Annotated in this window: 26 protein-coding genes and 1 riboswitch; of the genes, 11 read left to right on the top strand and 15 right to left on the bottom strand. The window is 40.7% G+C overall.

Annotated elements, in window-relative coordinates; all coding sequences use genetic code 11:
- The first annotated feature begins 55 nt into the window (after positions 1 to 55).
- A complete protein-coding gene (locus CE058_RS08480) occupies positions 56 to 469 on the top strand; it encodes a reverse transcriptase-like protein (RefSeq protein ID WP_048007864.1) in 414 nt (137 codons plus the stop codon).
- A complete protein-coding gene (locus tag CE058_RS08475) occupies positions 462 to 1,382 on the top strand; it encodes a DMT family transporter (RefSeq protein ID WP_163141933.1) in 921 nt (306 codons plus the stop codon). The genes CE058_RS08480 and CE058_RS08475 overlap by 8 nt, the downstream gene beginning before the upstream one ends.
- Positions 1,383 to 1,419: 37 nt before the next feature.
- Here CE058_RS08475 and CE058_RS08470 read toward each other — a convergent pair whose 3' ends face one another.
- Positions 1,420 to 1,683, bottom strand: coding sequence for a DUF6123 family protein (locus tag CE058_RS08470; protein WP_048007866.1), 264 nt, complete (start codon positions 1,681 to 1,683; stop codon positions 1,420 to 1,422).
- Between the two features lie 114 nt (positions 1,684 to 1,797).
- Positions 1,798 to 2,262 (bottom strand): divergent PAP2 family protein, encoded by a 465-nt coding sequence (locus tag CE058_RS08465; protein WP_048007867.1) that lies wholly within the window; start codon positions 2,260 to 2,262, stop codon positions 1,798 to 1,800.
- 222 nt (positions 2,263 to 2,484) lie between these two features.
- Between CE058_RS08465 and sspL the strand changes: the two genes are divergently transcribed.
- Positions 2,485 to 2,622 (top strand): small, acid-soluble spore protein L, encoded by a 138-nt coding sequence (gene sspL / locus CE058_RS08460; RefSeq protein WP_026581140.1) that lies wholly within the window; start codon positions 2,485 to 2,487, stop codon positions 2,620 to 2,622.
- A gap of 75 nt (positions 2,623 to 2,697) precedes the next feature.
- Here the strand turns inward: sspL and CE058_RS08455 are convergent, their stop codons facing one another.
- The 11 genes from CE058_RS08455 to CE058_RS08410 all read right to left on the bottom strand — a co-directional run bounded on the left by CE058_RS08455 (position 2,698) and on the right by CE058_RS08410 (position 14,570).
- A complete protein-coding gene (locus CE058_RS08455) occupies positions 2,698 to 3,588 on the bottom strand; it encodes a 5'-3' exonuclease (protein WP_048007868.1) in 891 nt (296 codons plus the stop codon).
- Positions 3,589 to 3,667: 79 nt separating this feature from the next.
- Entirely contained in the window at positions 3,668 to 4,270 is a 603-nt protein-coding gene (locus tag CE058_RS08450) for a hypothetical protein (RefSeq protein WP_048007869.1), read from the bottom strand.
- A gap of 91 nt (positions 4,271 to 4,361) precedes the next feature.
- A complete protein-coding gene (locus tag CE058_RS08445; protein WP_048007870.1) occupies positions 4,362 to 5,198 on the bottom strand; it encodes a sulfurtransferase in 837 nt (278 codons plus the stop codon).
- Positions 5,195 to 5,386, bottom strand: coding sequence for a hypothetical protein (locus tag CE058_RS25055; RefSeq protein ID WP_048007884.1), 192 nt, complete (start codon positions 5,384 to 5,386; stop codon positions 5,195 to 5,197). The genes CE058_RS08445 and CE058_RS25055 overlap by 4 nt, the downstream gene beginning before the upstream one ends.
- A gap of 29 nt (positions 5,387 to 5,415) precedes the next feature.
- On the bottom strand, positions 5,416 to 6,165 hold the full coding sequence (locus CE058_RS08435; RefSeq protein ID WP_163141930.1) for a nucleotidyltransferase domain-containing protein: 750 nt from the start codon (positions 6,163 to 6,165) through the stop codon (positions 5,416 to 5,418).
- A gap of 24 nt (positions 6,166 to 6,189) precedes the next feature.
- Positions 6,190 to 9,852: a dynamin family protein gene (locus tag CE058_RS08430; RefSeq protein ID WP_204260529.1), complete on the bottom strand. Its 3,663-nt coding sequence runs from the start codon at positions 9,850 to 9,852 to the stop codon at positions 6,190 to 6,192.
- A 665-nt stretch (positions 9,853 to 10,517) separates the two neighbouring features.
- Positions 10,518 to 11,081 carry an isoprenylcysteine carboxyl methyltransferase family protein gene (locus CE058_RS08425; RefSeq protein WP_048007873.1) on the bottom strand — a complete coding sequence of 188 codons (564 nt, stop codon included), beginning with the start codon at positions 11,079 to 11,081 and terminating at the stop codon, positions 10,518 to 10,520.
- Between the two features lie 4 nt (positions 11,082 to 11,085).
- Positions 11,086 to 12,168, bottom strand: coding sequence for a type III polyketide synthase (locus CE058_RS08420; protein WP_048007874.1), 1,083 nt, complete (start codon positions 12,166 to 12,168; stop codon positions 11,086 to 11,088).
- Positions 12,169 to 12,407: 239 nt separating this feature from the next.
- Positions 12,408 to 12,554: a hypothetical protein gene (locus CE058_RS24735; protein WP_197087559.1), complete on the bottom strand. Its 147-nt coding sequence runs from the start codon at positions 12,552 to 12,554 to the stop codon at positions 12,408 to 12,410.
- Between the two features lie 106 nt (positions 12,555 to 12,660).
- Positions 12,661 to 13,971, bottom strand: coding sequence for a nucleobase:cation symporter-2 family protein (locus CE058_RS08415; protein WP_048007875.1), 1,311 nt, complete (start codon positions 13,969 to 13,971; stop codon positions 12,661 to 12,663).
- Positions 13,968 to 14,570 carry a xanthine phosphoribosyltransferase gene (locus CE058_RS08410; RefSeq protein WP_048007876.1) on the bottom strand — a complete coding sequence of 201 codons (603 nt, stop codon included), beginning with the start codon at positions 14,568 to 14,570 and terminating at the stop codon, positions 13,968 to 13,970. The genes CE058_RS08415 and CE058_RS08410 overlap by 4 nt, the downstream gene beginning before the upstream one ends.
- Before the next feature lie 135 nt (positions 14,571 to 14,705).
- Positions 14,706 to 14,807, bottom strand: a riboswitch (purine riboswitch).
- Between the two features lie 360 nt (positions 14,808 to 15,167).
- Here CE058_RS08410 and CE058_RS08405 point away from each other — a divergent pair.
- The 3 genes from CE058_RS08405 to CE058_RS08395 are packed head-to-tail and all read left to right on the top strand — an operon-like array spanning position 15,168 to position 17,470.
- Entirely contained in the window at positions 15,168 to 15,317 is a 150-nt protein-coding gene (locus tag CE058_RS08405) for a hypothetical protein (RefSeq protein ID WP_035333553.1), read from the top strand.
- 21 nt (positions 15,318 to 15,338) lie between these two features.
- Positions 15,339 to 15,815 carry a cytochrome c oxidase subunit II gene (locus CE058_RS08400; RefSeq protein ID WP_035333556.1) on the top strand — a complete coding sequence of 159 codons (477 nt, stop codon included), beginning with the start codon at positions 15,339 to 15,341 and terminating at the stop codon, positions 15,813 to 15,815.
- On the top strand, positions 15,815 to 17,470 hold the full coding sequence (locus CE058_RS08395) for a b(o/a)3-type cytochrome-c oxidase subunit 1 (protein ID WP_163141924.1): 1,656 nt from the start codon (positions 15,815 to 15,817) through the stop codon (positions 17,468 to 17,470). The genes CE058_RS08400 and CE058_RS08395 overlap by 1 nt, the downstream gene beginning before the upstream one ends.
- Positions 17,471 to 17,504: 34 nt before the next feature.
- On the opposite strand, the gene CE058_RS08390 is transcribed toward CE058_RS08395, so the two are convergent.
- Entirely contained in the window at positions 17,505 to 18,422 is a 918-nt protein-coding gene (locus CE058_RS08390) for a DMT family transporter (protein ID WP_163141921.1), read from the bottom strand.
- A 65-nt stretch (positions 18,423 to 18,487) separates the two neighbouring features.
- Positions 18,488 to 19,999 (bottom strand): carboxypeptidase M32, encoded by a 1,512-nt coding sequence (locus CE058_RS08385; protein WP_163141919.1) that lies wholly within the window; start codon positions 19,997 to 19,999, stop codon positions 18,488 to 18,490.
- Positions 20,000 to 20,167: 168 nt separating this feature from the next.
- Here CE058_RS08385 and CE058_RS08380 point away from each other — a divergent pair, with 168 nt between their 5' ends.
- The 5 genes from CE058_RS08380 to CE058_RS08365 all read left to right on the top strand — a co-directional run bounded on the left by CE058_RS08380 (position 20,168) and on the right by CE058_RS08365 (position 23,362).
- Complete coding sequence (locus CE058_RS08380; RefSeq protein ID WP_163141916.1) at positions 20,168 to 21,328, top strand: MFS transporter; 1,161 nt, start codon at positions 20,168 to 20,170, stop codon at positions 21,326 to 21,328.
- A 2-nt stretch (positions 21,329 to 21,330) separates the two neighbouring features.
- The gene (locus tag CE058_RS24730; protein ID WP_197087561.1) at positions 21,331 to 21,471 is read left to right on the top strand and encodes a hypothetical protein; all 141 of its coding nucleotides are present in this window, start codon (positions 21,331 to 21,333) and stop codon (positions 21,469 to 21,471) included.
- Positions 21,472 to 21,661: 190 nt separating this feature from the next.
- Positions 21,662 to 21,901 carry a DUF2249 domain-containing protein gene (locus CE058_RS08375; RefSeq protein WP_048007885.1) on the top strand — a complete coding sequence of 80 codons (240 nt, stop codon included), beginning with the start codon at positions 21,662 to 21,664 and terminating at the stop codon, positions 21,899 to 21,901.
- Positions 21,901 to 22,107 (top strand): DUF2249 domain-containing protein, encoded by a 207-nt coding sequence (locus tag CE058_RS08370; RefSeq protein ID WP_163141913.1) that lies wholly within the window; start codon positions 21,901 to 21,903, stop codon positions 22,105 to 22,107. The genes CE058_RS08375 and CE058_RS08370 overlap by 1 nt, the downstream gene beginning before the upstream one ends.
- 13 nt (positions 22,108 to 22,120) lie before the next feature.
- Positions 22,121 to 23,362: a hypothetical protein gene (locus tag CE058_RS08365; protein WP_163141910.1), complete on the top strand. Its 1,242-nt coding sequence runs from the start codon at positions 22,121 to 22,123 to the stop codon at positions 23,360 to 23,362.
- Positions 23,363 to 23,368: the final 6 nt, after the last annotated feature.

Genomic DNA, 23,368 nt, shown 5'->3' with positions numbered 1-23,368 from the left:
GATAAACTACATTTAGTTTACCCTATTATAGTGTTAAAATCAGGAGGCAATTCAATTGATTGAAGTATATATCGATGGAGCAAGTGCGGGAAACCCGGGTCCCAGCGGTGCAGGCATATTTATAAAAAATAATGGCCAGGTTGAACGCTTTTCCATCGCATTGGGCTGCATGGAAAATCACGAAGCAGAATACCGTGCATTTATTCATGCACTGAAATTATGCATTGATAAGGGATATAAAACTGTTTCGTTTCGAACGGATTCACAGCTTGTTAACCGTGCTGTTGAAAAAGAATTTGTAAAAAATAAAAAGTTTGCCCCACTGCTTGAAGAATCTTTGGAGCTTACAGGAAAATTTGATTTATTTTTTATGAAGTGGGTTCCCAGCTCTGAAAACAAGGCAGCGGATGAATTAGCAAGAGCTGCCATTCACAAAAACAAAGTGAAAGGTCAGGAAGATCATGAATAGATCAGTAATATTTGCAGATGTAAGCCTTTTGCTGGTTGCCTTTGTGTGGGGAACCACCTTTGTGCTAGTACAAAACGCCATTGCTTTTCTTGAGCCATTCTCTTTTAATGGTGTCCGTTTTTTCCTGGCCGCTTTAATTCTGGGCGGATGGCTTGTTATTTTTGAAAGAAAACAGATAAAGAAAATGGATAGAGAGCTTTTAATATCCGGAGTTATTATGGGCTTGTTTTTATTTATTGGCTATGCCTTTCAAACCATCGGCCTGCTGCACACAACTTCTTCAAAAGCCGGCTTTATTACGGGGTTAAGTGTAGTAATGGTTCCAGTCTTTTCTTTAATGCTGCTAAAAATCAAGCCGGGATTCAATGCCATTATCGGAGTTTTAATCGCGACGGCCGGACTATATTTTCTAACCATGACCGATAATGCCCCGCTGAATATTGGTGATGCCTATGTATTAATCTGTGCTGTCGGTTTTGCCCTCCATATTATCTTTACAGGTAAATACAGCAGCAAATACCCAGCCCTGCTATTAACGGTTATCCAAGTAAGTACGGTGGCAGTATTATCAGTTATTTTCGCATTGATCACTGAAGACTGGCAGCAGGCATTGGAGACAGAAGTTTTATTTAAAGCCAATGTGGTTACTGCGCTTATTGTGACTTCACTTTTTGCTACCGCTATCGCATTCTTTGCACAGACGGCATTTCAAAAGTACACAACACCAACAAGAGTTGCCCTGATTTTCGCTATGGAGCCCGTGTTTGCAGCAGCTGCAGGATTTATGTGGGCGAATGAAAGACTTTCGTTTAGTGCCCTGGCCGGCTGTCTGCTTATTTTTGCGGGAATGATTTTTGCAGAACTGCCTGCTAAGAAAACGTTTTTAACCTTCAGAAAAAAAACAGCTTCATAATTCAAAAAAGGCGTGTTCTCGAAACAGACACGCCTTTTTAGATGATTGCTTTTTCTTTTACAAATTTTATTGCTTCCCGCCTGCTGGTAATATTCTTTGAAACCAAAGTTTCCAGCAAAGAAACGTAGAAACTTCCGTCAAATGATTTCTGTGCCTTTAATGTCAGTTCTATCGCAGCATTGGCCAGCTCGTCAGAAGCATTGGTATAATGTTTGCCAAAGTAAATGAAGCCAACTGCGTCCTCCCTGAATTGAAAACCTTTACTTTGCAAAAAATGCAAATATTCTTCAACTGTCTTCATTGTACTTACCCTCTTCCCCTGCTCCTCCTGTATTCTTAAATCTTAACTGATTTTTCGACAATTATCTACCTTTTTTCGGCATGAAGCAGGGGCGCTGTAAGCTCAAGTGAGCAGCTATTTTTTCTTTTTAGTAAGAAGGTAGCCAAGTGTTCCGGTTAATACACCCAGGAGTGCTCCGCCTAATACTTCAGCAGGCTGGTGGCCAAGCATTTCCTTCAGCTTTTTTGGACCTTCTTCCTCAAATTTTACGGTTTCATCTTTGTGAATTTTATCAACCAGCTCACCCAGACTGTTTACTTTTAGGGTAAGCTCACCTGTCTGGCGCCTGATTCCCTGTGCATCATACATTACGATCAGGCCATAAACCAGTGATAGAGCAAAATCTACCGTTGGTACACCCCGCTTTAAAGCAATAAACGTGGTTAAAGACGATACGCCTGCCGAATGGGAACTTGGCATGCCTCCTGTCTGGAAAAATAAATCCGGACGCAGTTCTCCCTTTTTCACATAGTGGATCGGAATTTTCAAACCCTGTGCCATCCCTATACTTAAAAGAGCAATATAAACTCCCTTGTTCATAAAAACTCACCTCATCATTAGTGTTAAGTATGCAGACTTTTATTATTCCTCCTTCAAACGCTAAATAGATTGGATTTTATGGAGTAATTAAACCGGATCTGAAGAAAAAATTCACCGCATCAGTTGCTAAATTGTACCCTGCCTGTACATGATTAAAACCCGAAGACTTTAACAATAATAAGCTTATCAAATGAAGAATTGCTGACTTAGGAGGTGAATCAGATGAGTAAAAACGGACATACAAACAGAGGAAAAAAAGCACCTGGCGTAAACCCGCAAGGATACGGACAGGATGCTGAATTTGCAGAAGAGCCTAAAAGCAAACTGGAGAATGCAGCGAAGAAGAAAAATACTAAATAATATTAGGATGGCCGCCACGTGCGGCTTTTTTCGATGTATGCATAAAAAAACTCCAGGCTAAGCCTGGAGCTTTATTTATGCATATTCCTTTTTAATATCAAGGAATCTGTGAAGGCCGCGGAATTCAATTTCAGTGAATTTCTCGAGGACCTTTTCACGGTTCATTGTGAATTGGGCGAGGTCAAGAGGGCATTCAACAGGAACGTCGCATTTTATTTCGGCCAGCTGCCTGCTCAAGTGGAGCATTTCAAGATCCTGTTCGATCTTGGCACGCTGTCCCTTTGTCAGCTGTTCCAGATTTTCTAATACGCCTTCAATATGCTCAAATTGCTGAAGCAGCTTAAGCGCTGTTTTTTCGCCAATTCCTTTTACACCCGGGTAATTATCACTCGTATCTCCCATGAAGGCTTTCAGGTCAATCATCTGCTTAGGTGTGATTCCTTTTTCTTCATAAAACGTCTCCGTTGTATGCACAAGGTAATTGCCGTAGCCTTTTTGCAGTAAAATGACAGAAATATTGTCATCCAGAAGCTGCAGCATATCCTGATCACCAGTAAGGATCAGAACTTCCGCTTCCTGGCTTGCTTTTTTTGCAATGGTTCCAATGCAATCGTCAGCTTCAAACCCTTCAAGGCCAATATTAGGTACATCGAAGGCTTCCACCACTTCTTTTACCAGATCGAATTGAGGCACAAGTTCAATCGGAGCTTCTGGACGGTTTGCTTTATAGGCATCGAACATTTCCGTTCGGAAGGTTTTGCTGCCCATATCCCAGCATACTGCCACATGTGACGGATTAAAGGAAGAAACAGCTGTTAAAAAATGTTTAACAAAACCATAAACTCCGTTTGTAGGAATTCCTTTAGAATTTATCATAAATTGACCGGACATTGCTGTTGCAAAATAAGCTCTGAACAGCAGCGCCATTCCATCAACAAGCAGCAGTGAAGGTTTATTCTCGTTCATGTCTCCGCCTCCCAATTATAATCATAACAACTATTATAACATGGGAAACTCTCCATTTCTCTTGAAAAGTTTTACAGAATCAGTCCGTTTCCCTGATCAATTCCACTCCTTGTTCTTCCAATTCATAGTAAGTCGCGATTCTCGCTTTGCGGATATTATCATTTAGCTGAAATGAATAAGCAGTTCCATCGGAAAAAGTAAAAATTAATTCATCATCTGACATAACACCCATTTTATTTATAACCGTTTGCCTTGCCTGCTGAATTTCCGACCATTCATAATGCTTCTCCTGCAAACTGAGTAAGGTGTTGAAATGCACACCATTTTTATCGATATAGTGATAATAATCAAAACTTAAAATTGCCATCAAAAGCGAAATTAAAAATCCTGCTCCGACAAAAACTTTTCCAAACCACCCGAATTTTTCGGCGCTCTTCATCCAAACTCCCAATATGATAAAAACACCCACAGCTGCCAGACCAATGCTAAATGTCAAATAAGCTGATTTTGGCGCTTCGAATACCCAGGTTCCTTCAGGCCTGTAAAATTGAGCCTGAAATGGCGAAAGTAAAAATATTGGAATAAATATTGCAGATAATATAAGAATGATTCCCGTCGTGACCAATATTTGAGTTATATCGGTTTTTTGTTTTTTGGTTATGGTGTAACCCGAAGTATTCATATTTCCCCTCCAAAATTTCTAATCTATCAAACATTTTAAATTATATAATAATTTAAACAGTAAAAAAATCCCTTTTTAAAAAGGGATTTCACTATTTTTCGACAGTTTCTATTTTATTGCTGTCATAAGAGATCCAATCGCTGAAGCTTCCTGCATATAATTTAACATGTTTATAGCCGGCTTCCTTTAAAGCAAGAAAATTAGGTGCCGCCGTTACACCAGAGCCGCAATAAACAATGATGGGTTTGTTTTTATCCATACCTGCAAATCGATTTTCCTGTTCTTTGGTATCTTTAAATCTGCCATTTTTATATGCTTCAAGCCAAACTTTATTGATTGCTCCTGGAATATGGCCTGCTTTTTTATCAATTGGCTCCTCCAGCCCCAGGTATCTCTTTTCCTCTCTGGAGTCAATTAATACAGCGCTATCCTGATTACCTGCGACGCTTTTAACTTCTTCGCATGAGGCAATTATGTCAGGCTGCAGATCAATTTTAAAATCCGCGCGCTCCATGCTGGGAACTTCTTTAGTCAAAGGATAATCGCTTTCAGCCCATTCCTTATATCCGCCGTTCAATACAAACACTTTCTCATGCCCTAAATACCTGAGCAGCCACCAGAATCTTGCAGCAAAAGCCCCTTCTCCGCCGTCATAGGCAATAACTGTGGTATCTCTGCTGATCCCGGCTTTCTCAAGGACTTTTTTAAGTTGAGCTGGATCCGGAAGGGGATGCCGGCCTCCGTGTTCTCTTACCGGACCTGACAGATCTTTCTCCAGATCAAAATACACTGCATGGGGAATATGGCTATGATCATATAAGCTGCGCCCTTCATCTGGCGATCCAAGTTTAAAACGGCAGTCGGCAATTCGGATATTGGAGTCATCCAGTTTGGATAATACCCATTCCTTTTCTGCTAGATACTTCATTTAAGGTTCTCCCCTTTTCTCTTTTCCATCAGGTGTATTATATGTTCCTTTGGTGTCCAGCAATTAAATTGATAGTCAGGCTTTGTCTCATAGCCCAGCCTGCTGCAAAAATAAAACATTCCGTCTTTACGTTTTTCAGGCTGGAAGTTTATGCAGGTTGCACATGCATGAAAAGAATTCTTCTCCATTTGTCTCCCTTTTCTTCTCAGAAATGATATTAAATCTTCAGCAGTTCCCAAAGCCATTCATTCAATCCGGATACCTTGCCTTTTTCTTTAGGCATTGAGTCAGCTGCTGCATAGAGCAGTTCCCTTTCTGACTCCAGTTTCTCCGCCATTTGCATTGCTAAATGATTCTCGATAATCCTCCCGCTTTGTTTTGCATGAACCAGGGTCTGATAAAAGCGGGTGATCTCATCCTCGGCCTTTATGCAAAAGAGACCTGTATACAAAAAATCCCCTTTTACATTACTTTGCTTAAGCAGCTGCCTTGATATGAGGCACGCCCTTACTGCCTGAATCAGCAGCTTTTGTTTCTTAAACGTAAGATTCTCATTTTTTACCGCTTCACCGAGATTCCGTGAAAAAGCCTGAGTGTAATGATGGAATAACTTAAATCTTGAAAACTCTTCTTCCGCAATACTCCTCAGTCTTTCTGAAAAGCCGTTCATTTCCTTGTAGACAATAGGTGAGTATGCCCATTCAAATATACTGGGATTGGATTTCTGCATAAGGTCAAATGCTTTAAAGATATCCCAGCCATGCGCATCATAAGGGGTATCTGTATTGATAACATCTTTTGCGCGTTCAAGGGAAAGATATGTTTTAAGATTCTTATGTTTGAAGATGAAGCGAATATCATAATCCGAATCCGCATCATCTGTCCCCCACGCCCTGCTCCCCGCGTCACATGCAAAAAGGATATCGATATTATATTTCTCTTCTGCTGTGCACAGCCATTTGTCCATGTGAAAAGCAGCAACCTTTCCAAGTTAGTTTTCGTACTGTGCAATATTCCTCTCAATTTCTTTCAGCTCTTCAATTGGGAAATCATCTTTTAAAGCAGCCGTAATTCCTTCATAATATTCGTTGTTCTGTTCAATCAGCGAATTGAGCAGCCGCTCGAATTCAGTCATCAGCTGGCTGCTGTAATGGAATTTCAGCCTGCTGCTTTCAGCCTGCAGATAACGTTCTGCAGGTTCCTGCAGGTTCTTCTCCAGTTCATCAGCTAATTGCTTGCGCTCATTTTTTTCAAAAAATGCTTTTGGATTTTTAAAGTAGGACAAAGCTTTTTTAAATTGGTTCGTGTCTTCATTGGAAAATGCTGATTCAAATTCAATACTTTCCATTTTTAAGGGCTCATATGTGCTAAAAGTCAAATCACTGTTTACATTGGAGGCTTTTTTCGAAATAGTCTCCTGCTGCTGAGCGATCAGTTTGGATATATAGGATTCAAGCCTTAATGTTGTAGCACGAAGCTCCTGGGCAAAATCAAATCCAAAGCTTGCAAGGAATTCGTCCAGTGCCAACTTAAGCATTTTCTTTAAATTCCTGCCGTCATCTTTCAGAACTGATGGATTGAAGGCCTCCTTCACAAAGTCATAGAAACGAAGAAATACCCTCTGTTTGATGTAATAGACGAGCTCATCTGTTTCCTGTTCAAGCCTTTGGGAAAGCAGTTCAGGTTTTTGTCCGCTGATAATCGCAGTAATATCCTTATGTTCTTTCTCAAGCTGTTTGAGCTTTTCAATCCGGACTTCTTTATTTTCCTGTGAGGAAGAAATATAAGACCTCAGCTGGGCTAGTAGGCGCCTCCACTCTGTTTCAGCTGATGAAATGGAAATATTCAGCAGATCCTGATTAATAAAGGAGTAAAAGCTTTTTTCAAATGAACTGATATTGGATACTTCCTCTTTGCTGCTATCCAGCTTCTCTGCCAGAGCTTGAAGGCTTGAAATGCCAGACAAATTAGGACGGCGGATTCCGTATTGCACCAGTTGTTCTTCAACGTACTGTAGAACCGAATCTTTTTCCTCCTCATTATTGGCAAGGTCAATGGCATTGACAATAAAGAACATCTTATCAAGGGAGAAGGTATCCTTAACCCTCCCCAGCTGGATAAGAAACTCTCTATCCGCTTTTGAGAAGGCATGATTATAATAAGTGACAAAAAGGATAGCATCCGAGTTTTTAATATATTCAAATGCAACGCCGGTATGCCTCGCATTAATCGAATCAGCGCCGGGTGTGTCAACCAGGGTAATTCCCTGCCTTGTCAGTTCACAGTCAAAGTAAACTTCAATCGTTTCAACAAAGCATGATTTTTCTTCATTGGCAACATAATCCCCAAACTCATCCAAGTCAGCTTTAATGATTTTCCCCAGCTTATCAGTGAAGAAATTGTACCCTTTCATAAATGCATTAAGAAATGCAAAGTGTGTCTTTTCACTCGCATCAAAATCCTGGTTTTCCCCAGTAATCTTCTTAATTGCGGCGGCAGCATCATCGAAGTTTCCTGCTGAATAATCAAACACCTTCAAGGAATGATTGATATCATTTAAAAGTGTATGTGAATCTTTAACTTTAACAAGAACGGTTCCATGTTTATATTCATCTGTAACAGGCTTAATCTTATTGATAGCAGCTGTCGTCGGATTCGGTGAAACAGGAAGAAGCTTATTCCCGATCAAAGCGTTGGCAAAGGAAGACTTCCCTGCACTAAATGCACCAAAAAGGGCAACTGTGAATTCTTTGCTCTCAAGCCTTGATGCTTTATCTGCCAAATCAGCTGCAAGCTTTCTGAAGCCAGGGAGCTCCTTTACTGCATTAGCAGTATATCGAAGCTTTTCAATAACAGGCTGTACCGCAACAGCAACCGCTTCCTTTTCAGGCTCTTCATCAAGTGACTGTTCAGATTTCCGGGTTGCCTGTTCTTTCTTAGCTTTATCTTCATTCAGGAAAACAACTTCAGCTTCATCAACTTCTTCTGCTGCAAGCATCTGGGCTTTTTCCTGAAACTCATGAGTATTAAATTCACCAGTCAAATAGACTTTCATTCCCGCTGATGCCTTATTAATTTTTTCATGGATGGCCTTTAGCGCATTTAATGCTTCAGCGTAAGCATTAAGGGTGTGAATTTCATTGACCAGCGCTGTTTGTTCCTGGCTGTTATTTTCTTCGAGTGCTTCTAGAAGTGCATTCTTTAAAGAAGCTGCGTTCTTTTTGGCAATTCTCTTTACAGCCTCAGCTGTGTCGTTTGTATATTGCAGAACATAGTCACCTGAAACCATTGCCCCGGATTTTACCGTTTCAGCTAAAACAGCTGGTTCAAAGTTAAGCTTGAAGCTCTGAACTTGTGCAAGTTTTTCAGAATCATGGATATTATGCTTCTTGAACTGCTGTAAAAACAGCTCCTTTATATGCCACTCCAGCTGAGATTTAACGTTTTCTGATAAATCCTCATAGAAGCGGTCAAGCCTCAATGACCTTTCCTGCTCCGTTTTCTGTTTGCTGAAAAACAGGCCAATCTTAAAGGAAGGCTGGCACGATTCAAGATATGATTCAGCCAGTTCCCTCGTTTGGAAAGGCATTAAATAAGCATTTTTCAAAATCTCATCTAATTTACGGGTTACCTCTATATCAGCTTCATGTAAGGAAGAATTCAGCTTATTTAACTGGTTCTCCAGGTCTTCCAGTCTGCCGGGAAGCTGCTCCCTGTCATCCTGATCAAGTTCTGCCAGTTTTTCTTCCCAGTCAGCTTTTTCAGCTGCATGAGAGTCTCTTAAAAACTCAAGATGATCCTCTGTTAATTTCTTCAAAGAATTAAATACAGACTGAGGCAAAAGTTCTTCACGATCAGCGATGCTGCTGTTAATAAAGCTCTGAAGTTCCTTAAAATCGTTTGCCTGATGGTTCTCGTCTTTTAACGTGGTGTAAAAAATCCGGGCAGGCTTTACTCCCCAGGATGCAAATGAATCCTTTACACTTTTTTTGAATTGCTCAAAGCTGAGTTCTTCATCGCGATGTTTATCAATTTGATTGATAACAAGATAAACATCTTTTCCTGCTGCCGTCAGTTCTTTCGTAAAAAGAAAATTTAATTCCGACTGGACATGGTTGTAATCCATTACATAAAAAATGAGGTCAGCTAAATGAAGAGCAGATTCAGTAGCAATTCTATGCGCATCATCAGTGGAATCGATTCCGGGTGTATCCATAATCACTGCCTTCTTTGGCAAGCTGGTGGCAGAATGGCTTATTTCAATGGAATGGATAGAATCGCCATCTTTGCAATAGGATTTTACCTGTCCGTAATCATATGGAGCAGGATAAAGTCTTGGCTTTCCTTCCTTAAAAATTACTTTTGCATAATCTTCCTCACCTGATTTGACTTTGACCAGGTTGGCACTGGTTGGAATCGGCGATGAAGGAAGAAGATCTTCTCCTGCCAGCCTGTTGATCATGCTTGATTTTCCGGCAGAAAAATGACCGCAAAAAGCAATGGCAAATTCCTGGTTCGTTAGCTTAAGCACGAGATCCTTAGCTCTTTGGGCTGTCTCGGCATCTCCATTTCTCTGGGCAAATGTATATATAGCAGTTATTCTGTTAATTAATTCAGTTTGCTGCAATCCTGGTTGCAAAATCGTGTCGGCCATTTCCATTAATCCCCTTGTAACTTTAATTTACTTCCTATTTTAAATGATTTTTGTTTATTTTCCTATACAGGATGGATTAATCTTTGATTTTTCTAATTTTTATCAGCAAATCAGTTTCTGCTGTTATTCTATGTTCTATTTTCAAATTACTGCTTATAAATTGTTTGTCTTTCAATTTGGCCCGTTGATTTCCGCTGCAGACACTCGCTTTCCGTGGGGCGGGCGCTGAGCCTCCTCAACGCTACGCGTCTCCGGGGTCTCACCTGTCCCGCTGCTCTCACTGGACGTTGAATAAGCTTCCCTGAAAAAACACCGCACGAAGAAAATGCGATAGCATTTTCGAGGATCTCGCGCCTTCCGCTCCAATCAACTCAGTGCATTAATGTATTTAACTTCTAAAAACCTAATTAAATAGACGATATGAAAACAAAAACCAGGCATTGATAGCCTGGTTTTAATAAGTAGTAATTATCTTGTATGTGGTCTAGCTACGTTATTTAAAACATGTTTCATAACAAGTGAGTAGGCAGCAATTGTGCCGGCAACGAAAAGAATTGTCATATGTAGCAGCACCTTCCTGTTGGAATGATATTGAGAATAATTTTCAAATTCAATTAGAAGTTTATCACGAACGATAATCATTTTCAATAGGGAATTTAAAATTGTCAAACTTTTTTAATATCTTCATTAAGGTCAGGCCGTAATCGTAAAAAAGCTTCTTCGTATTCTGTCAATTCCTTCAGTGCTTTTTCCTCCGCCGGTATTCTGACAGATAACACTATTATGTTTAGCAGAGTAAATACAGCAGCCGTTAAATAAGCCTGAAACATTAAAGGAATCACGAGAAATTCAGCAGCTACAATGGCATAGTTGGGATGCTTTATAAACCGGTATGGCCCTCTTCTGACTACCTCAGCTCCCGGCAGGACAATGATTTTCGTATTCCAGTATTTGCCCAAGGAAAACAGCGCCCATACCCTTCCCGCCTGGGTAAGGAAGAACAGAATCAGCAATATGGGCCAAAAAGGCGACAGATTCTTTTCAAAGATGAATACTTCCAGCAAATAGCAGACAAAAAATGAAGCGTGAACAGCAACGATCCACGGATAGTGCCTCTGGCCAAATTCCAATGCTCCACGCTCTTTCATCCACTTTTCATTACTCCGGGCTACAGCAAGCTCTGCAGCCCTTTGCAAAATGATGAAGGTAATAAAAATTAAGAACAGCATGTATTCACTCCCATTCCAGCAGCAATAATTCCGAGCTGAATCCCGGTCCGAGTGCAGTTGCCAGCCCGGTATCTCCCTGTCTGCCTATCTCCATAAACCTTTTGAGTACGTAAAGAATAGTTGCAGATGACATATTACCGAATTCCCTTAATACATCAAGTGAAATCTCTGTCATACCAGGGTCAAATTGCAGCGCTTTCTGATAAGCATCAATGACTTTTTTTCCGCCGGGATGGGCAACAAAGTGGTTTATCTCTTCCATTTCTATGCCTTTTCCCCTTAGAAATTCCGTTACATTAGGCTTTAGCCATCCCTCTATTATGGATGGGATGTCCTTTGAGAACACCACATATAGACCCTCATTCTTAACTTCCCAGCCCATTACATCCAGAGAATTTCGCTTGGTTGTCGATTGGGTTCCCCGAATTCCTGGAATGGATGACAGCTTTTGAAAATCCCTTTGTACCATATCACCTGTTATAAGAGCACATGCTGCACCGTCAGCAAAAAGAGAGGTCCCGATAAGATTGCTTTTTGACCGGTCATTGCGCTGAAAGGTCAAACTGCATAATTCTATACTTAAAACCAGTACCTTCGCTTCAGGGAATGCCAGACAATATTCATAGGCTCTTGAAAGCCCTGAAGCACCGCCTGCACATCCGAGCCCCCATATCGGAATTCGTTTCGTATACTCAGAAAATGGAAGCTTATTCATGATTCTTGCTTCAATACTCGGAGTGGCAATCCCTGAACTTGAGATAGTAAAGATGGCATCTATCTCATCGCACGGAAGACTTCTGGTCAGGAAAAGATCATTTTCCAGGCAGCGCTTTATGGCCCTTGTTCCCAGTTCAATAGACTGCTCAATATATGCATTGTTTCGTTCTTCAAATGATTTATCTGTTTTGAACCATTCCAATCCCTTTGCAAAGTGCCGCTTCTCAATTTGGCCGTTGTGGAAAGCTTTTAATAGCCGTTCAATATCCTTAAAGGAATCGGAAAATAAATCTCTGGCAAAATCCATTACCTGATCCTGTGTCAGAACATATTCAGGTATTGCCTCCGCTACTGATACAATTGCTGGCATAAGCGACTCTCCTTCTATTGCTTTCTGTTAATTTTTCCAAATAAAAGCAATTTATGTTTCAAAATTGGATAAAGAGCAAAAAAAAAGCTCCCCCCATTAGGAGGAAGCAATGTGTTTTGAAGGAGTTGTTGTGCATCTTTATTATAAATGAATCATTAAATGAATAGCATTACTAAATCTTTTCCAATTACTTTTTAATGCCGCACCTAACCATGAAATGCGGCCGGCGATTGACGCAGTTATTTTGATGCATCCAATCCATTATGGTTTTTATGATGCTTTTGAACTTCTATATATATTTTTTTCGTCACCAGGATACCGCAAGCAGCACAAACCTCTTCTTCATTATATAAAAGCCGGCAGTTATCACAATAATATTTCTCCATCACATTACACTCTCTTTCTTGCGAGAAACATCGCTTCGGAAATGTAAAAATACCGATAGATTATTATATTAATTTCCAATATTATTGTGATTGCCTCAAAAGAGAATTATAAAGCCTTTTGCTCCGCAAGAGAAGGGCGCTGAACTGCTTTTTTTCCTTTAACTACATTGAAAACGATATTTAAAAGAATGGCCGTCACACTGCCTGCCACTATCCCGTTATCCGTCAGGATCCGCACACTCGAAGGCATTTGCGCGAATAGTTCAGGAACAGCTGTTACGCCCAGTCCCATCCCGACAGAGCAGGCAATGATCAATAAATTTTCCTGGGAGGAGAATTCCACTTTGCTGAGCATTTTTATTCCATAAGCGACTACCATACCGAACATGGCAACCATTGCGCCTCCTAATACCGGAGTTGGAATGATAGTGGTCAATGCACCAATTTTCGGTACCAGTCCAAGCAGTACAAGGAAAGCACCTGCTGTATATATGACATTTTTTGTTTTTACGCCTGACAGCTGAAGAAGTCCGACGTTTTGGGAATAGGTTGTATAAGGAAATGCATTAAAGACAGCACCAAGGATAATGGCAAGTCCTTCGGCACGATAACCATTCGAGAGGTCCTTTTCTTCCAGTTTCTCTTCACAAATATCTCCCAGAGCAAAGTATACGCCTGTAGATTCAACTAAACTTACCATTGCTACTAGAATCATAGTCAGGATGGCTGTCACCTCAAATGTCGGCATGCCAAAATAGAAAGGTGATGGCATATGGAACCAGGAAGCGTCACCAACAGCTGTGAAGTCGACCATGCCCATAAAATAGGATGCTATGGTTCCCGCAGCTAATCCCAGCAAAATGGCAATCGCCCGGATAAAGCCATTAAAGAAACGGAAGAGAATAATGATGAACAGCAATGTTCCAAAAGCCAATGCTATGTTTGTCATCGACCCAAAGTCAGGGCTTCCCTGCCCGCCGGCCATATTATTCATAGCAACAGGAATAAGCGTAATCCCGATTATTGTAACTACTGACCCTGTCACAACAGGCGGGAAAAATTTCACCAGTTTTCCAAAATACTTTGAAACAGCAACCACAAAAATACCGGAAACCAGTATAGACCCATAGATTGCCGGTATCCCATACTGACCGCCAATCGCAATCATTGGTCCAACAGCCGTAAATGTGCAGCCAAGGACGACCGGAAGGCCAATCCCGAAAAATTTACTGCGCCATACTTGAAGTAGTGTTGCAATTCCGCACATAAAAATATCAATTGAAACCAGATAGGTGAGCTGCTCCCCTGTTAAGCCCAGTGCCCCTCCTACAATCAAAGGTACAATGACCGCGCCTGCGTACATGGCAAGGACATGCTGAATTCCGAGCGAAGCAATTTTAATTGGATTCTGATTCATCGCAACAATTCCTCCACATTCTCTGATGTTTTTTCAAAGCTGATCATGCCATTTTCAAGAGAGTCAATAATAGCTAAAGATTCGACCCGAAATCCCTTCTCTCTCAGCTGCTGTCCGCCCTTTTGAAAGCCTTTTTCAATAACGATCCCAATCCCTGCTATTGATGATCCCGCTTTTTCCGCTATATCCGCAAGACCTAATGCTGCCTGTCCATTCGCAAGAAAATCATCGATTATAAGAACATTATCTTTTTCTGAAAGATATTTCTTTGAAACAGAAATTTCACTTGTTTCTTCTTTAGTAAAAGAATAGACAGAAGCTGTAATCAGGTCATTTACCAGAGTGAGAGATTTTCTTTTTCTCGCAAATACAACCGGGACATTCAGATGAAGTCCCGCCATTACAGCTGGTGCAATCCCTGAAGATTCGATTGTCAATATTTTTGTAATCCCGCTGTTTGAGAATCTATCTGCAAAATCTCTCCCGACTTCATGCATAAGCTTAGGATCTATTTGGTGATTCAGAAATGAATCAACCTTTAAGACTGAATGCGATAAAACAATCCCTTCGCTTTTTATTTTTTCAATAAGCATATCCATTTTGCATCCTCCTCTGTGATAGAAAGCCTTCAGGTCCATAAAAAAAGCCTGAGGCCCATTGCATTCACAACATAAAAATGAGTGAAGCAATGGCCTTCAGGCTGGCTGCAGGCAAACGAGGATGACAAAAAAACGTCCTGGTCATTGCTCACTCATAGTCAGATTATTTACGGTAATCCGGTAGAAACTTGCGAGCCATATCCTCGCGATTATATGAGTGAATGTTATTAATTTATTAACATTATAACACCATTTCCTAATACTTCAACAAAAACCTTCATAGAAAAGCGAACTAAAATAATGTTTTTTTCATAATTGTTCGTAAATTGAACATTTTACTATCTTCAGTATGATTTTTTTCAATAATTAGTCCCACTTTTGAAGCCTAATATAAACCTTCACATTTATTTCACAATTTACACATGGGTTTTGTGATTTAAATCACTTAAATATCAATTTTTCACCATTATCATAGTGTTTAAGTTACGAATGAACAATTTGTGAACTCACCAAAAGCATCTAGAATCTTCCTAAATGTTTTGTATTATGAAAGTGTAATCATTTACTTTTTCCAATTTTCGAAAGGAGTGAAGGAAAATGGCGAAAACGGAACTCAGCCGCAAAACGAAAACTGAAATAGAGGATAGCTCTTCCTTAAAGGGAACGTTAGCTTCCGTTTTCTTATTAGGATTCTTCCTGATTATTACATGGGTAGGCGTTTATCTATTATTTATCAGCCGCTTTTAAAGTTAGAAGGGGGAAAAAGCCATGCATATGCATAAGTTTGAAAAAGCCTGGCTCATTTTTGGAATTGGATCACTGCTTGTTTTCCTAACAGTACTGGGAGTCAGCGCATTTTACCTGGGCAATCAGCCTCCAAGCTGTTTGGCAACCATTGACCCTGAAAAGGTCGATACTACCGTTCCATTTAATGAGCCTGGATTGAAAAAGGTAGAAGGAAAAGATTGGGATTACGAATTGGTATACGTAGCATCTGCGTTTTCCTACAGCCCAGCTGAAGTAGAGGTTCCATATGGGGCTAAAGTGAAAATTATCGCTACAACCAAAGACGTCGTCCACGGTTTTGAAGTTGCGGGATCGAATATCAACATGATGCTTGAACCCGGCTATATCAGTGAACATGTGACAACATTTGATAAAACAGGCGAATACTTAATTGTATGTAATGAATATTGCGGTGTTGGTCACCACATGATGTCGTCTAAAATTAAGGTGGTGGAATAATGTTTAATCCTTCAGCAAAATTAAAAGTTGACCCTCGCGACGCAAAATTGGCAATGGCTCACTTTTTCGTTGCCTTTACAGCTTTAGCAATAGGCGGCCTAGCCGGATTATTGCAGACTTTGGTCCGCTCCGGTAAATTCGAGCTCCCGGCAGGCATCGGGTATTACCAGATCCTCACGGTTCACGGTGTTGTATTGGGACTTGTACTTACTACTTTTTTTATAATGGGCTTCCAGTTAGCTGCAACAAGCAAAACATCAGGGACCCTTACAAATAAACAGCGAATTACCGGCTGGATCGGTTTTTGGCTGATGACAGCGGGAACTGTTCTTGCAGCTGTTATGATCCTGCTGAATGAAGCTACAGTTCTTTATACTTTCTATGCTCCTCTTCAGGCACATGCATTGTACTATATCGGTTTAACACTTGTTATAGTGGGAAGCTGGATTGACGGGGCAGCAATCATTATGAAGTATGCAGAATGGCGCAGGAAAAACCCTGGCCAGCCGAGTCCGTTATTAACTTTCATGTCATTGGTCAATACAATGATGTGGATTGTGGCAACAATCGGTGTAGCATCTACCGTTCTTTTCCAGCTTCTTCCATGGTCATTGGGATTTGTAGAAACCGTAAATATCGGCGTCAGCCGAACTCTATTCTGGTATTTCGGACATCCGCTTGTATACTTCTGGCTATTGCCTGCTTATATGGCGTGGTATGTTGTCATTCCAAAAGTCATCGGCGGAAAAATTTTCTCTGATTCATTGGCACGTTTGTCTTTTATATTATTCCTGCTGTTCTCAATCCCTGTCGGATTTCACCATCAATTAATGGAGCCGGGAATTGATCCGGCATGGAAATTCCTGCAGGTTATCTTAACATTCCTTGTTGTCATTCCATCTTTAATGACTGCATTTTCTTTATTTGCTACTTTCGAAAGCTTTGGCCGTTCTAAAGGGGCTACAGGGTTATTCGGCTGGGTGAAGAAGCTTCCATGGGGAGATGCGCGATTTGTCGTTCCTTTTATTGGGATGGTAGCCTTTATCCCTGCGGGTGCAGGCGGGATCGTCAACGCCTCCCACCAGATGAACCAGGTAGTTCATAACACGATTTGGGTAACCGGTCATTTTCACTTAACAGTGGCAACTTCTGTAGTACTTACATTCTTTGGGGTTTCTTACTGGCTTATTCCTCATCTGACTGGAAGAACATTAACCAAAGCAATGAATAAATTAGGGATCATCCAGGCAGTTATCTGGTCAATCGGAATGACATTCATGTCCGGTGCCATGCATGCTGTCGGTCTGCTTGGAGCACCGCGCCGTTCATCATATTCTGAATATGGCGGAGCAGCACAAGCAGCAGAATGGATTCCATACCAGGTTGCACAGGCAATCGGCGGTTCTATTCTCTTTATTGGCATTATATTAATGATCTATATCTTTATCAACCTTGCATTCTTCGCACCAAAGGGCGAGCAGGAGTTCCCTGTCGGAGAAGCGGCTGAAGAAGCCGAAAAAGCACCGATGGTATTCGAAAACTGGAAGCTATGGCTCGGAATTACTGTTGTTCTTATTCTATTTGCCTACACCATTCCATTTATCGATTTAATTCAAAACGCACCCCCAGGGGCCAAGGGATATAAGTTATGGTAAAAAAACACTCCGGTCTAAATTGGACCGGAGTGTTTTAATGTTCTAACTTGCTCTCAGCTGTCAGTCCCGTATTTTTCCTTCTTGCAGGCAGATTCACAATAATAACCGAACTAAGTATCAGTAAAGCACCGGCAATCTGGATTGCACCAAGATTTTCCCCGTAAAGTGTCACTCCTAAAAGCATGGCAACGACTGGTTCGACTGTAGCGATTACAGCTGCTTTGCTTCCATCTGTTTTTTCCAGTCCCCATGTGTAAACAAAATAGGCGAGAACCGTAGGCACAAAACCTAAACCCATACTAAGAAACAGAACTTCAGCGTTCAAAAAAACTGAAGCTTTTGTCCATAGCTTTGTTACCGGGATCAGAAATACCGAAGCAACCAGGAATGTATAAAGCGTAACTGTAAAAGGATGATACTTTCTTAACGCAAATTTCCCGAAGATGGTATAAAGCGCATACCCGAACCCGGCACCTAACCCCGTCAAAATTCCAAGCAGAGTAATATCACTGCTGCCTGCTGATAATCCGGCAACTAATATGCAGCCCACAATGGTGCCTGCTACAGCTGCAATCTTTCTTAGATTTATCCCTTCCTTTAAAAACAGGTAGGATAATACAGTCACAAATGCAGGAGCGGTGTAAAGCAGAACGACTGCCAATGAAATGCTGATCTGGTTCATTGCTGTGAAATAACAATAATTAAAAAAGACGATGCTCAGTATCCCGGTTCCAGCAAATAACCGGATGTCAGTGGCAGATTCCAGTTTAAAGCAGTTCCGGAAACGCATTATCCCTATTAGAACGAGAAATATGGCCGCAAAAAACACTCTTACAGCCACGATTTCCATAGCTGAGAATCCATATTCCCCGAGCCCTTTAACAAATACAGCAATAATGCCCCATAGACTTGCTCCTAATGCAATCATTAGAAATGGAAGTAATTTCTTCATTATGTCTCTCCATGAAGTAAGAGGATGACTGAGACCACCCTCTTACAAAAATTATGATTAAACACTTATTTCAGCTGATACACCTTACCGTACTTATCATACAGATAATCAATTAAATGCTGGGCATTCAGGCCTTCCCCGGTGACTTCAGTTAAGATTTCAAGCGGCTTTTTCATTTTGCCGAATTGGTGCACATTCTTAGTAAACCACTCTTTGACTGGCATTAAATTGCCTTCTTCAAGTAATTCATCATAGTTTGGCAAGTCCTTTAACATGCTGTTTTTTAGCTGTGCTGCATACATGTAACCCAAAGCGTATGAAGGGAAATAACCAAAGCTCCCCCCTGCCCAGTGAACATCCTGCAGAACGCCTTCTCCGTTATTTTCTGGCTTTACTCCGAGGTATTGTTCATATTTTTCATTCCAGATCGCTGGCAGGTCTTTAACTTCAATTTCATCGTTAAACAAGCCTTTTTCAATTTCATAACGGATAATTATATGAAGCGGATATGTTAATTCGTCTGCTTCAATACGGATTAATGAAGGCTTTGATTCATTAATTGCACGATAAAAAGCATCTATTGACACATCATCAAATTGACCGTTTGCATATTCTTTAAGAAGGTCATAATTCTTTTTCCAGAAAGAACGATGTCTTCCGACAAAGTTTTCATAAAATAATGACTGTGATTCATGAATTCCCATTGATGTTCCAGAGCACAGCGGAGTTCCAACCAGGTCAGAAGAAATATTTTGTTCATAAAGAGCATGCCCGCCTTCATGAATCGTGCCAAACACAGCTGTCCGGAAATCAGCTTCATCATATTTGGTGGTCACTCGGACATCACCAGGATTCAAACCTGTTGCAAAAGGATGAACAGTTTCATCGAGACGTCCCGCTTTAAAGTTATAGCCCATTTGATCAAGAATTTTAAGGCTGAAATCCCGCTGCTTATCCTTGGCAAAGTGTTCAAATAAAAAGCTGGTGTCCGGTTTATTCTGTGATTCAGAGATTTGCTGAACAAGCGGAACAATTTTTTCCCTCAGCTGCCCGAACACCTGATCAAGCGTATCAACGGTTACGCCAGGTTCATACATATCCAGCAGTGTATTATATTTGTTTCCTTCATATCCCCAATAAGAAATGAATCTTTTATTCATTTCAACAAGCTTTTCCAAATAAGGCTGGAACATTTCAAAATCTGAGCTTGCCTTTGCATCTTCCCAAATACTTTCAGCCTTGGATTGCAGGATGACATATTCGGTATATTCCTCTGCAGGAATTTTTTTATTCCTGTCATAATCCTTTTTGCATTCTTCCAATGTTTTCAATGTTACTTCAGAAATATTTTCCCGGCTTGAAAGTTTCGCTATGTATGCTGCCATTTCCTCAGAAGTGGACATTCTGAAAACTTCTGAAGAGATCATTCCAATCACTTCGGAGCGCTGTTCCATTCCCTTCTTGGGTGCGCCTGTCCGCATATCCCAATACATCAGCCCGATCGCTTCATTATAGGCCATCATTTTTTTGACATAATCAAGGAATTGCTGTTCTGTCTGTTTTAGTGATTCTGCCACAATTTTTCCCCCTTTGTATCTACTACAGTATCATTTTATCATATTTTTCTGAAAAGGCAGTCTCTATAATCTTTTTCTTAAACTATGCCCTTTGGCTGCTTTTCTTTTTCACCTGGCTGCCAAAGAGTTATAATAGTGGAAAGTGAACTAACCGGAAAGAGAGATAGCATGAAATATTTGATTTACTTTATCGTTATTGCAGCATTTATTGATACATTTTCTCAGCTTCCTATAATGAGCCCCTTTGCCATGACATTTAATCCATCACCCGCATTTGCAGGAATGATTGTTGGGATGTATTCCTTCTCGAATATGATTGGCAATATTTTAGCCGGCTATTGGATCGATAAAAGCGGAGCAAAAAGAGTTTTGGTGTCCGGCCTAACCTTAACTGGAATTATATTAGTACTGTATACATTTGCTGAATCACCCCTGCATTTAATTTCAGTAAGATTTTTTCACGGGTTATTTGGAGGCTTCCTGGTCCCTGCGGCTTTCACAATCATTTCAAACATCGGAAATTCAGAAAAACAAGGAAGAAAAATGGCTGTATCAGGCGCTGCTGTCGGCTGTTCAGCCATTATAGGACCGGCTTTTGGGGCGGTGATTGCGTCCAATTACACTATAAACTGGGTCTTTTTAATTATAGCGGCAACCATGATCAGCAGCGCAGTCCTCGCCTTTCTGTTTCTGCCGGCAGGAACTCTGAAAAATGTAAAAAAAGAGAACTCCCATGAAAAAATGCTTCCATTACTTAAGAATCCTATGCTCGCAGCAAGCTATTTAGGAGCCTTTTCTCTCATGTTTGCTCAAGGGACACTTGCCTACCTTCTTCCTCTTCAGGTAGAAGCTCTGCAAATTGATGCGATGTACAGCGGGATCTTATTAAGCACTTTTGGAATAACTGCAATTCTTATTTTTCTGCTGCCCATTAATAAAATCTTTGATAAGTATAAACATCACAATAGCATGCTTACCGGAATGCTGATCATAGGAATCGCATTAATCCTGCTAAGTTCAGCATCTTCTCTTGGTTTCATGTTTTTATGCATGGTTCTTTACGGCACCGGGTTTGCTCTTCTATTCCCATCCATTAATGCCCTTATTGCCAATCATACAACTGAAAAAACAAGAGGTAAGGCATTTGGCCTCTTCTATGCCTTTTTTTCATTAGGCGTGGTAGCCGGTTCCACCATATTAGGTTTCTTAGGAGTAACATTCGATAGAGGTTTTTTAATCGCCGCAGCCATTTTATTGTTAACGGTATGCGGCATGTCGATATACTTTAAAAAGAGAAGCCCTCAAATATTAAAAAGCGGGAGTGACTGAAAATGAAAGAATTAGTAGGCTGCTGCGCTGTTTGCGGGAAAGACCTATACTGTCTTGATGGATTCTTCAACGGAGTCCATAATGAAAAAAATGAAACCATCTGTTTTGAATGTATAGAAGAACAGAAAGAATCCGCAGAGTAAGCATCTGCGGGTTTTTTTGTTCCATTGGATTTGTACATTGAAAAATGTTCTCTGCAATATGATATATGTCACTTATTTGAAAAGCTCACGCTGTTAAACTTAAAGTAATTAATAACGATTCTCACTGGCAGGTGATTTTCAGTTATTGGCAATTAATTTAATCCATCAGCCGATTGAAGGAGAGATCAGAATGGAAAACAAAGTTATTGAGCTTGATGTAAGAGAGGATTTAAAAAATAAATTGGAGCCGTTTCAAAAAATCATGTCGGCGATTGCTGAACTTGATATCGATGATGTTTTTATCCTTCATGCCCCGTTTAAGCCCATCCCTCTTTTTGGAGTATTAAAGGCTAAAGGGTTTGAATATAAAGCTGAAGAAATTGAAAAGAAGCATTGGAAAGTGATCTTTACTAAGAGAGGTACGTCATAATGAAACTGGATAACCGGGGGCTGGAACCGCCTCAGCCGATGATGAGAACTCTCGCGGCTCTTGAAGATCTGCCAGAGGGAGAAACCTTATCAATTATAAATGACAGGCGGCCCATGTTTCTTTATGAACAGCTGGACGAAATGGGCTGCAGGCATGTAACTTCCGAACTGGAAGACGGAAGCTTTTTAATAGAAATCAAAAAATAAGCAGGTGATCGCGTTGCTGGCCAATACAAAAAATGAGACCAATATAAAACTTCCTTTTTCCTTTATACTTTTCAGCTTGCTCTGCTTAATAGGATCTATGGCGCTCATTCTTTTTCAAGGGGAATCCATAATTAACAGTCAATTCCGTATACCCGCCATTTGGTCAGCGGCTCATTTGTTTATATTGGGCTGGGCGTTGATGACAGCAATGGGAGCCATGTATCAGCTCGTTCCGGTGGCCTTTCTTACCCCTATATGGAATGAAAGATTTGGATTTTCACAATTTACTGTAACTGCCTTTGGAATATTATATTTTGCGCATAGTCTATTTTATAATCCGGCGGGTGCAATGCTGCCCGGGCTCATTACATTAACAGGCATCTTAATGTTTCTGCTGCAGATGTTCATGACTTTAAGGCAGCAGGCAAAGCCTAATGTACTGACTCTTTTCGTAGGAACTGCACTAATTAGCCTGCTGTCTGCAATTCTATTGGGAATCCTTATGGTTTTCAGCATGAAAACCGGATTTATTTCCACCGATTACCAGGCAGTTTTTAAAAGCCACATACTGCTTGGGACAGCAGGCTGGTTTACACTTCTGATTTTTGGATTTTCCTATAAAATGGTTCCCATGTTTTCCTTGTCCCACGGCTACAGCATGAAGCCTGCCAAATATGTGTATATGGTTTATGCAGCAGGACTAGCTGCGGCAATTATCTCTTTTTTCACCGGGAATAATTCTCTTTTTACTATTGCCTTATTGGTCCTGGCTGGCGGATTTGCCTTCTTCACCTGGCACATGCTGCAAATCCTGCAGAAAAGAGTAAAGAAAAAGCTTGATTATTCATTCCGATATGCTCTTATCGCCATACCTGCAGGGCTGGCAATCCACCTTGGAGCATTCATAAGCTCACTAATCGGAAGCTTTCAAAATGCAGTTGGGTATCTTGTGTTTGCATACCTCATGCTCTGGGTAGCTTTGAGCATTCTCGGTTATCTGTTTAAAATCGTGCCATTCTTGTGGTGGACCTGGAAATACAGCAAAGAGATCGGCAAACGGAGTGTACCTTCTCTCAAAGATATGATGAATGACAAGGCATCCATTCCGGTTCTTTCCGCCTTTATTCTCGGTATACTCAGTGTGACAGTCTCCATCGTATGTGAACAGCCCGCCCTGTTCCTATCCGGCCAGATTGTAACGGCTGGAGCCAGCATTGTTTTCTGTTATTTGATTATTTCTGTTTTAAAACAATAGGGGGAA

The organism is Bacillus sp. 22-7, from assembly GCF_010628845.1.
GTDB classification, from domain to species: domain Bacteria; phylum Bacillota; class Bacilli; order Bacillales; family Cytobacillaceae; genus Cytobacillus; species Cytobacillus firmus_B.
This window is presented reverse-complemented; position numbering and strand designations above follow the sequence as displayed.

Excerpts from the sequence above, each read along its gene's own strand:
- CE058_RS08405 (WP_035333553.1), top strand. The coding sequence starts at position 15,168 with ATGGCGAAAACGGAACTCAGCCGCAAAACGAAAACTGAAATAGAGGAT.
- CE058_RS08415 (WP_048007875.1), bottom strand. The coding sequence starts at position 13,971 with ATGAATCAGAATCCAATTAAAATTGCTTCGCTCGGAATTCAGCATGTC.
- CE058_RS08465 (WP_048007867.1), bottom strand. The coding sequence starts at position 2,262 with ATGAACAAGGGAGTTTATATTGCTCTTTTAAGTATAGGGATGGCACAG.
- CE058_RS08450 (WP_048007869.1), bottom strand. The coding sequence starts at position 4,270 with ATGAATACTTCGGGTTACACCATAACCAAAAAACAAAAAACCGATATA.
- CE058_RS08475 (WP_163141933.1), top strand. The coding sequence starts at position 462 with ATGAATAGATCAGTAATATTTGCAGATGTAAGCCTTTTGCTGGTTGCC.
- CE058_RS08410 (WP_048007876.1), bottom strand. The coding sequence starts at position 14,570 with ATGGATATGCTTATTGAAAAAATAAAAAGCGAAGGGATTGTTTTATCG.
- CE058_RS08420 (WP_048007874.1), bottom strand. The coding sequence starts at position 12,168 with ATGCCAGCAATTGTATCAGTAGCGGAGGCAATACCTGAATATGTTCTG.
- CE058_RS24730 (WP_197087561.1), top strand. The coding sequence starts at position 21,331 with ATGAAAGAATTAGTAGGCTGCTGCGCTGTTTGCGGGAAAGACCTATAC.
- CE058_RS08375 (WP_048007885.1), top strand. The coding sequence starts at position 21,662 with ATGGAAAACAAAGTTATTGAGCTTGATGTAAGAGAGGATTTAAAAAAT.
- CE058_RS08395 (WP_163141924.1), top strand. The coding sequence starts at position 15,815 with ATGTTTAATCCTTCAGCAAAATTAAAAGTTGACCCTCGCGACGCAAAA.
- CE058_RS24735 (WP_197087559.1), bottom strand. The coding sequence starts at position 12,554 with ATGGAGAAATATTATTGTGATAACTGCCGGCTTTTATATAATGAAGAA.
- CE058_RS08455 (WP_048007868.1), bottom strand. The coding sequence starts at position 3,588 with ATGAACGAGAATAAACCTTCACTGCTGCTTGTTGATGGAATGGCGCTG.
- CE058_RS25055 (WP_048007884.1), bottom strand. The coding sequence starts at position 5,386 with ATGGAGAAGAATTCTTTTCATGCATGTGCAACCTGCATAAACTTCCAG.
- CE058_RS08470 (WP_048007866.1), bottom strand. The coding sequence starts at position 1,683 with ATGAAGACAGTTGAAGAATATTTGCATTTTTTGCAAAGTAAAGGTTTT.
- CE058_RS08370 (WP_163141913.1), top strand. The coding sequence starts at position 21,901 with ATGAAACTGGATAACCGGGGGCTGGAACCGCCTCAGCCGATGATGAGA.
- CE058_RS08425 (WP_048007873.1), bottom strand. The coding sequence starts at position 11,081 with ATGCTGTTCTTAATTTTTATTACCTTCATCATTTTGCAAAGGGCTGCA.
- sspL (WP_026581140.1), top strand. The coding sequence starts at position 2,485 with ATGAGTAAAAACGGACATACAAACAGAGGAAAAAAAGCACCTGGCGTA.
- CE058_RS08400 (WP_035333556.1), top strand. The coding sequence starts at position 15,339 with ATGCATATGCATAAGTTTGAAAAAGCCTGGCTCATTTTTGGAATTGGA.
- CE058_RS08445 (WP_048007870.1), bottom strand. The coding sequence starts at position 5,198 with ATGAAGTATCTAGCAGAAAAGGAATGGGTATTATCCAAACTGGATGAC.
- CE058_RS08390 (WP_163141921.1), bottom strand. The coding sequence starts at position 18,422 with ATGAAGAAATTACTTCCATTTCTAATGATTGCATTAGGAGCAAGTCTA.
- CE058_RS08435 (WP_163141930.1), bottom strand. The coding sequence starts at position 6,165 with ATGGACAAATGGCTGTGCACAGCAGAAGAGAAATATAATATCGATATC.
- CE058_RS08380 (WP_163141916.1), top strand. The coding sequence starts at position 20,168 with ATGAAATATTTGATTTACTTTATCGTTATTGCAGCATTTATTGATACA.
- CE058_RS08430 (WP_204260529.1), bottom strand. The coding sequence starts at position 9,852 with ATGGCCGACACGATTTTGCAACCAGGATTGCAGCAAACTGAATTAATT.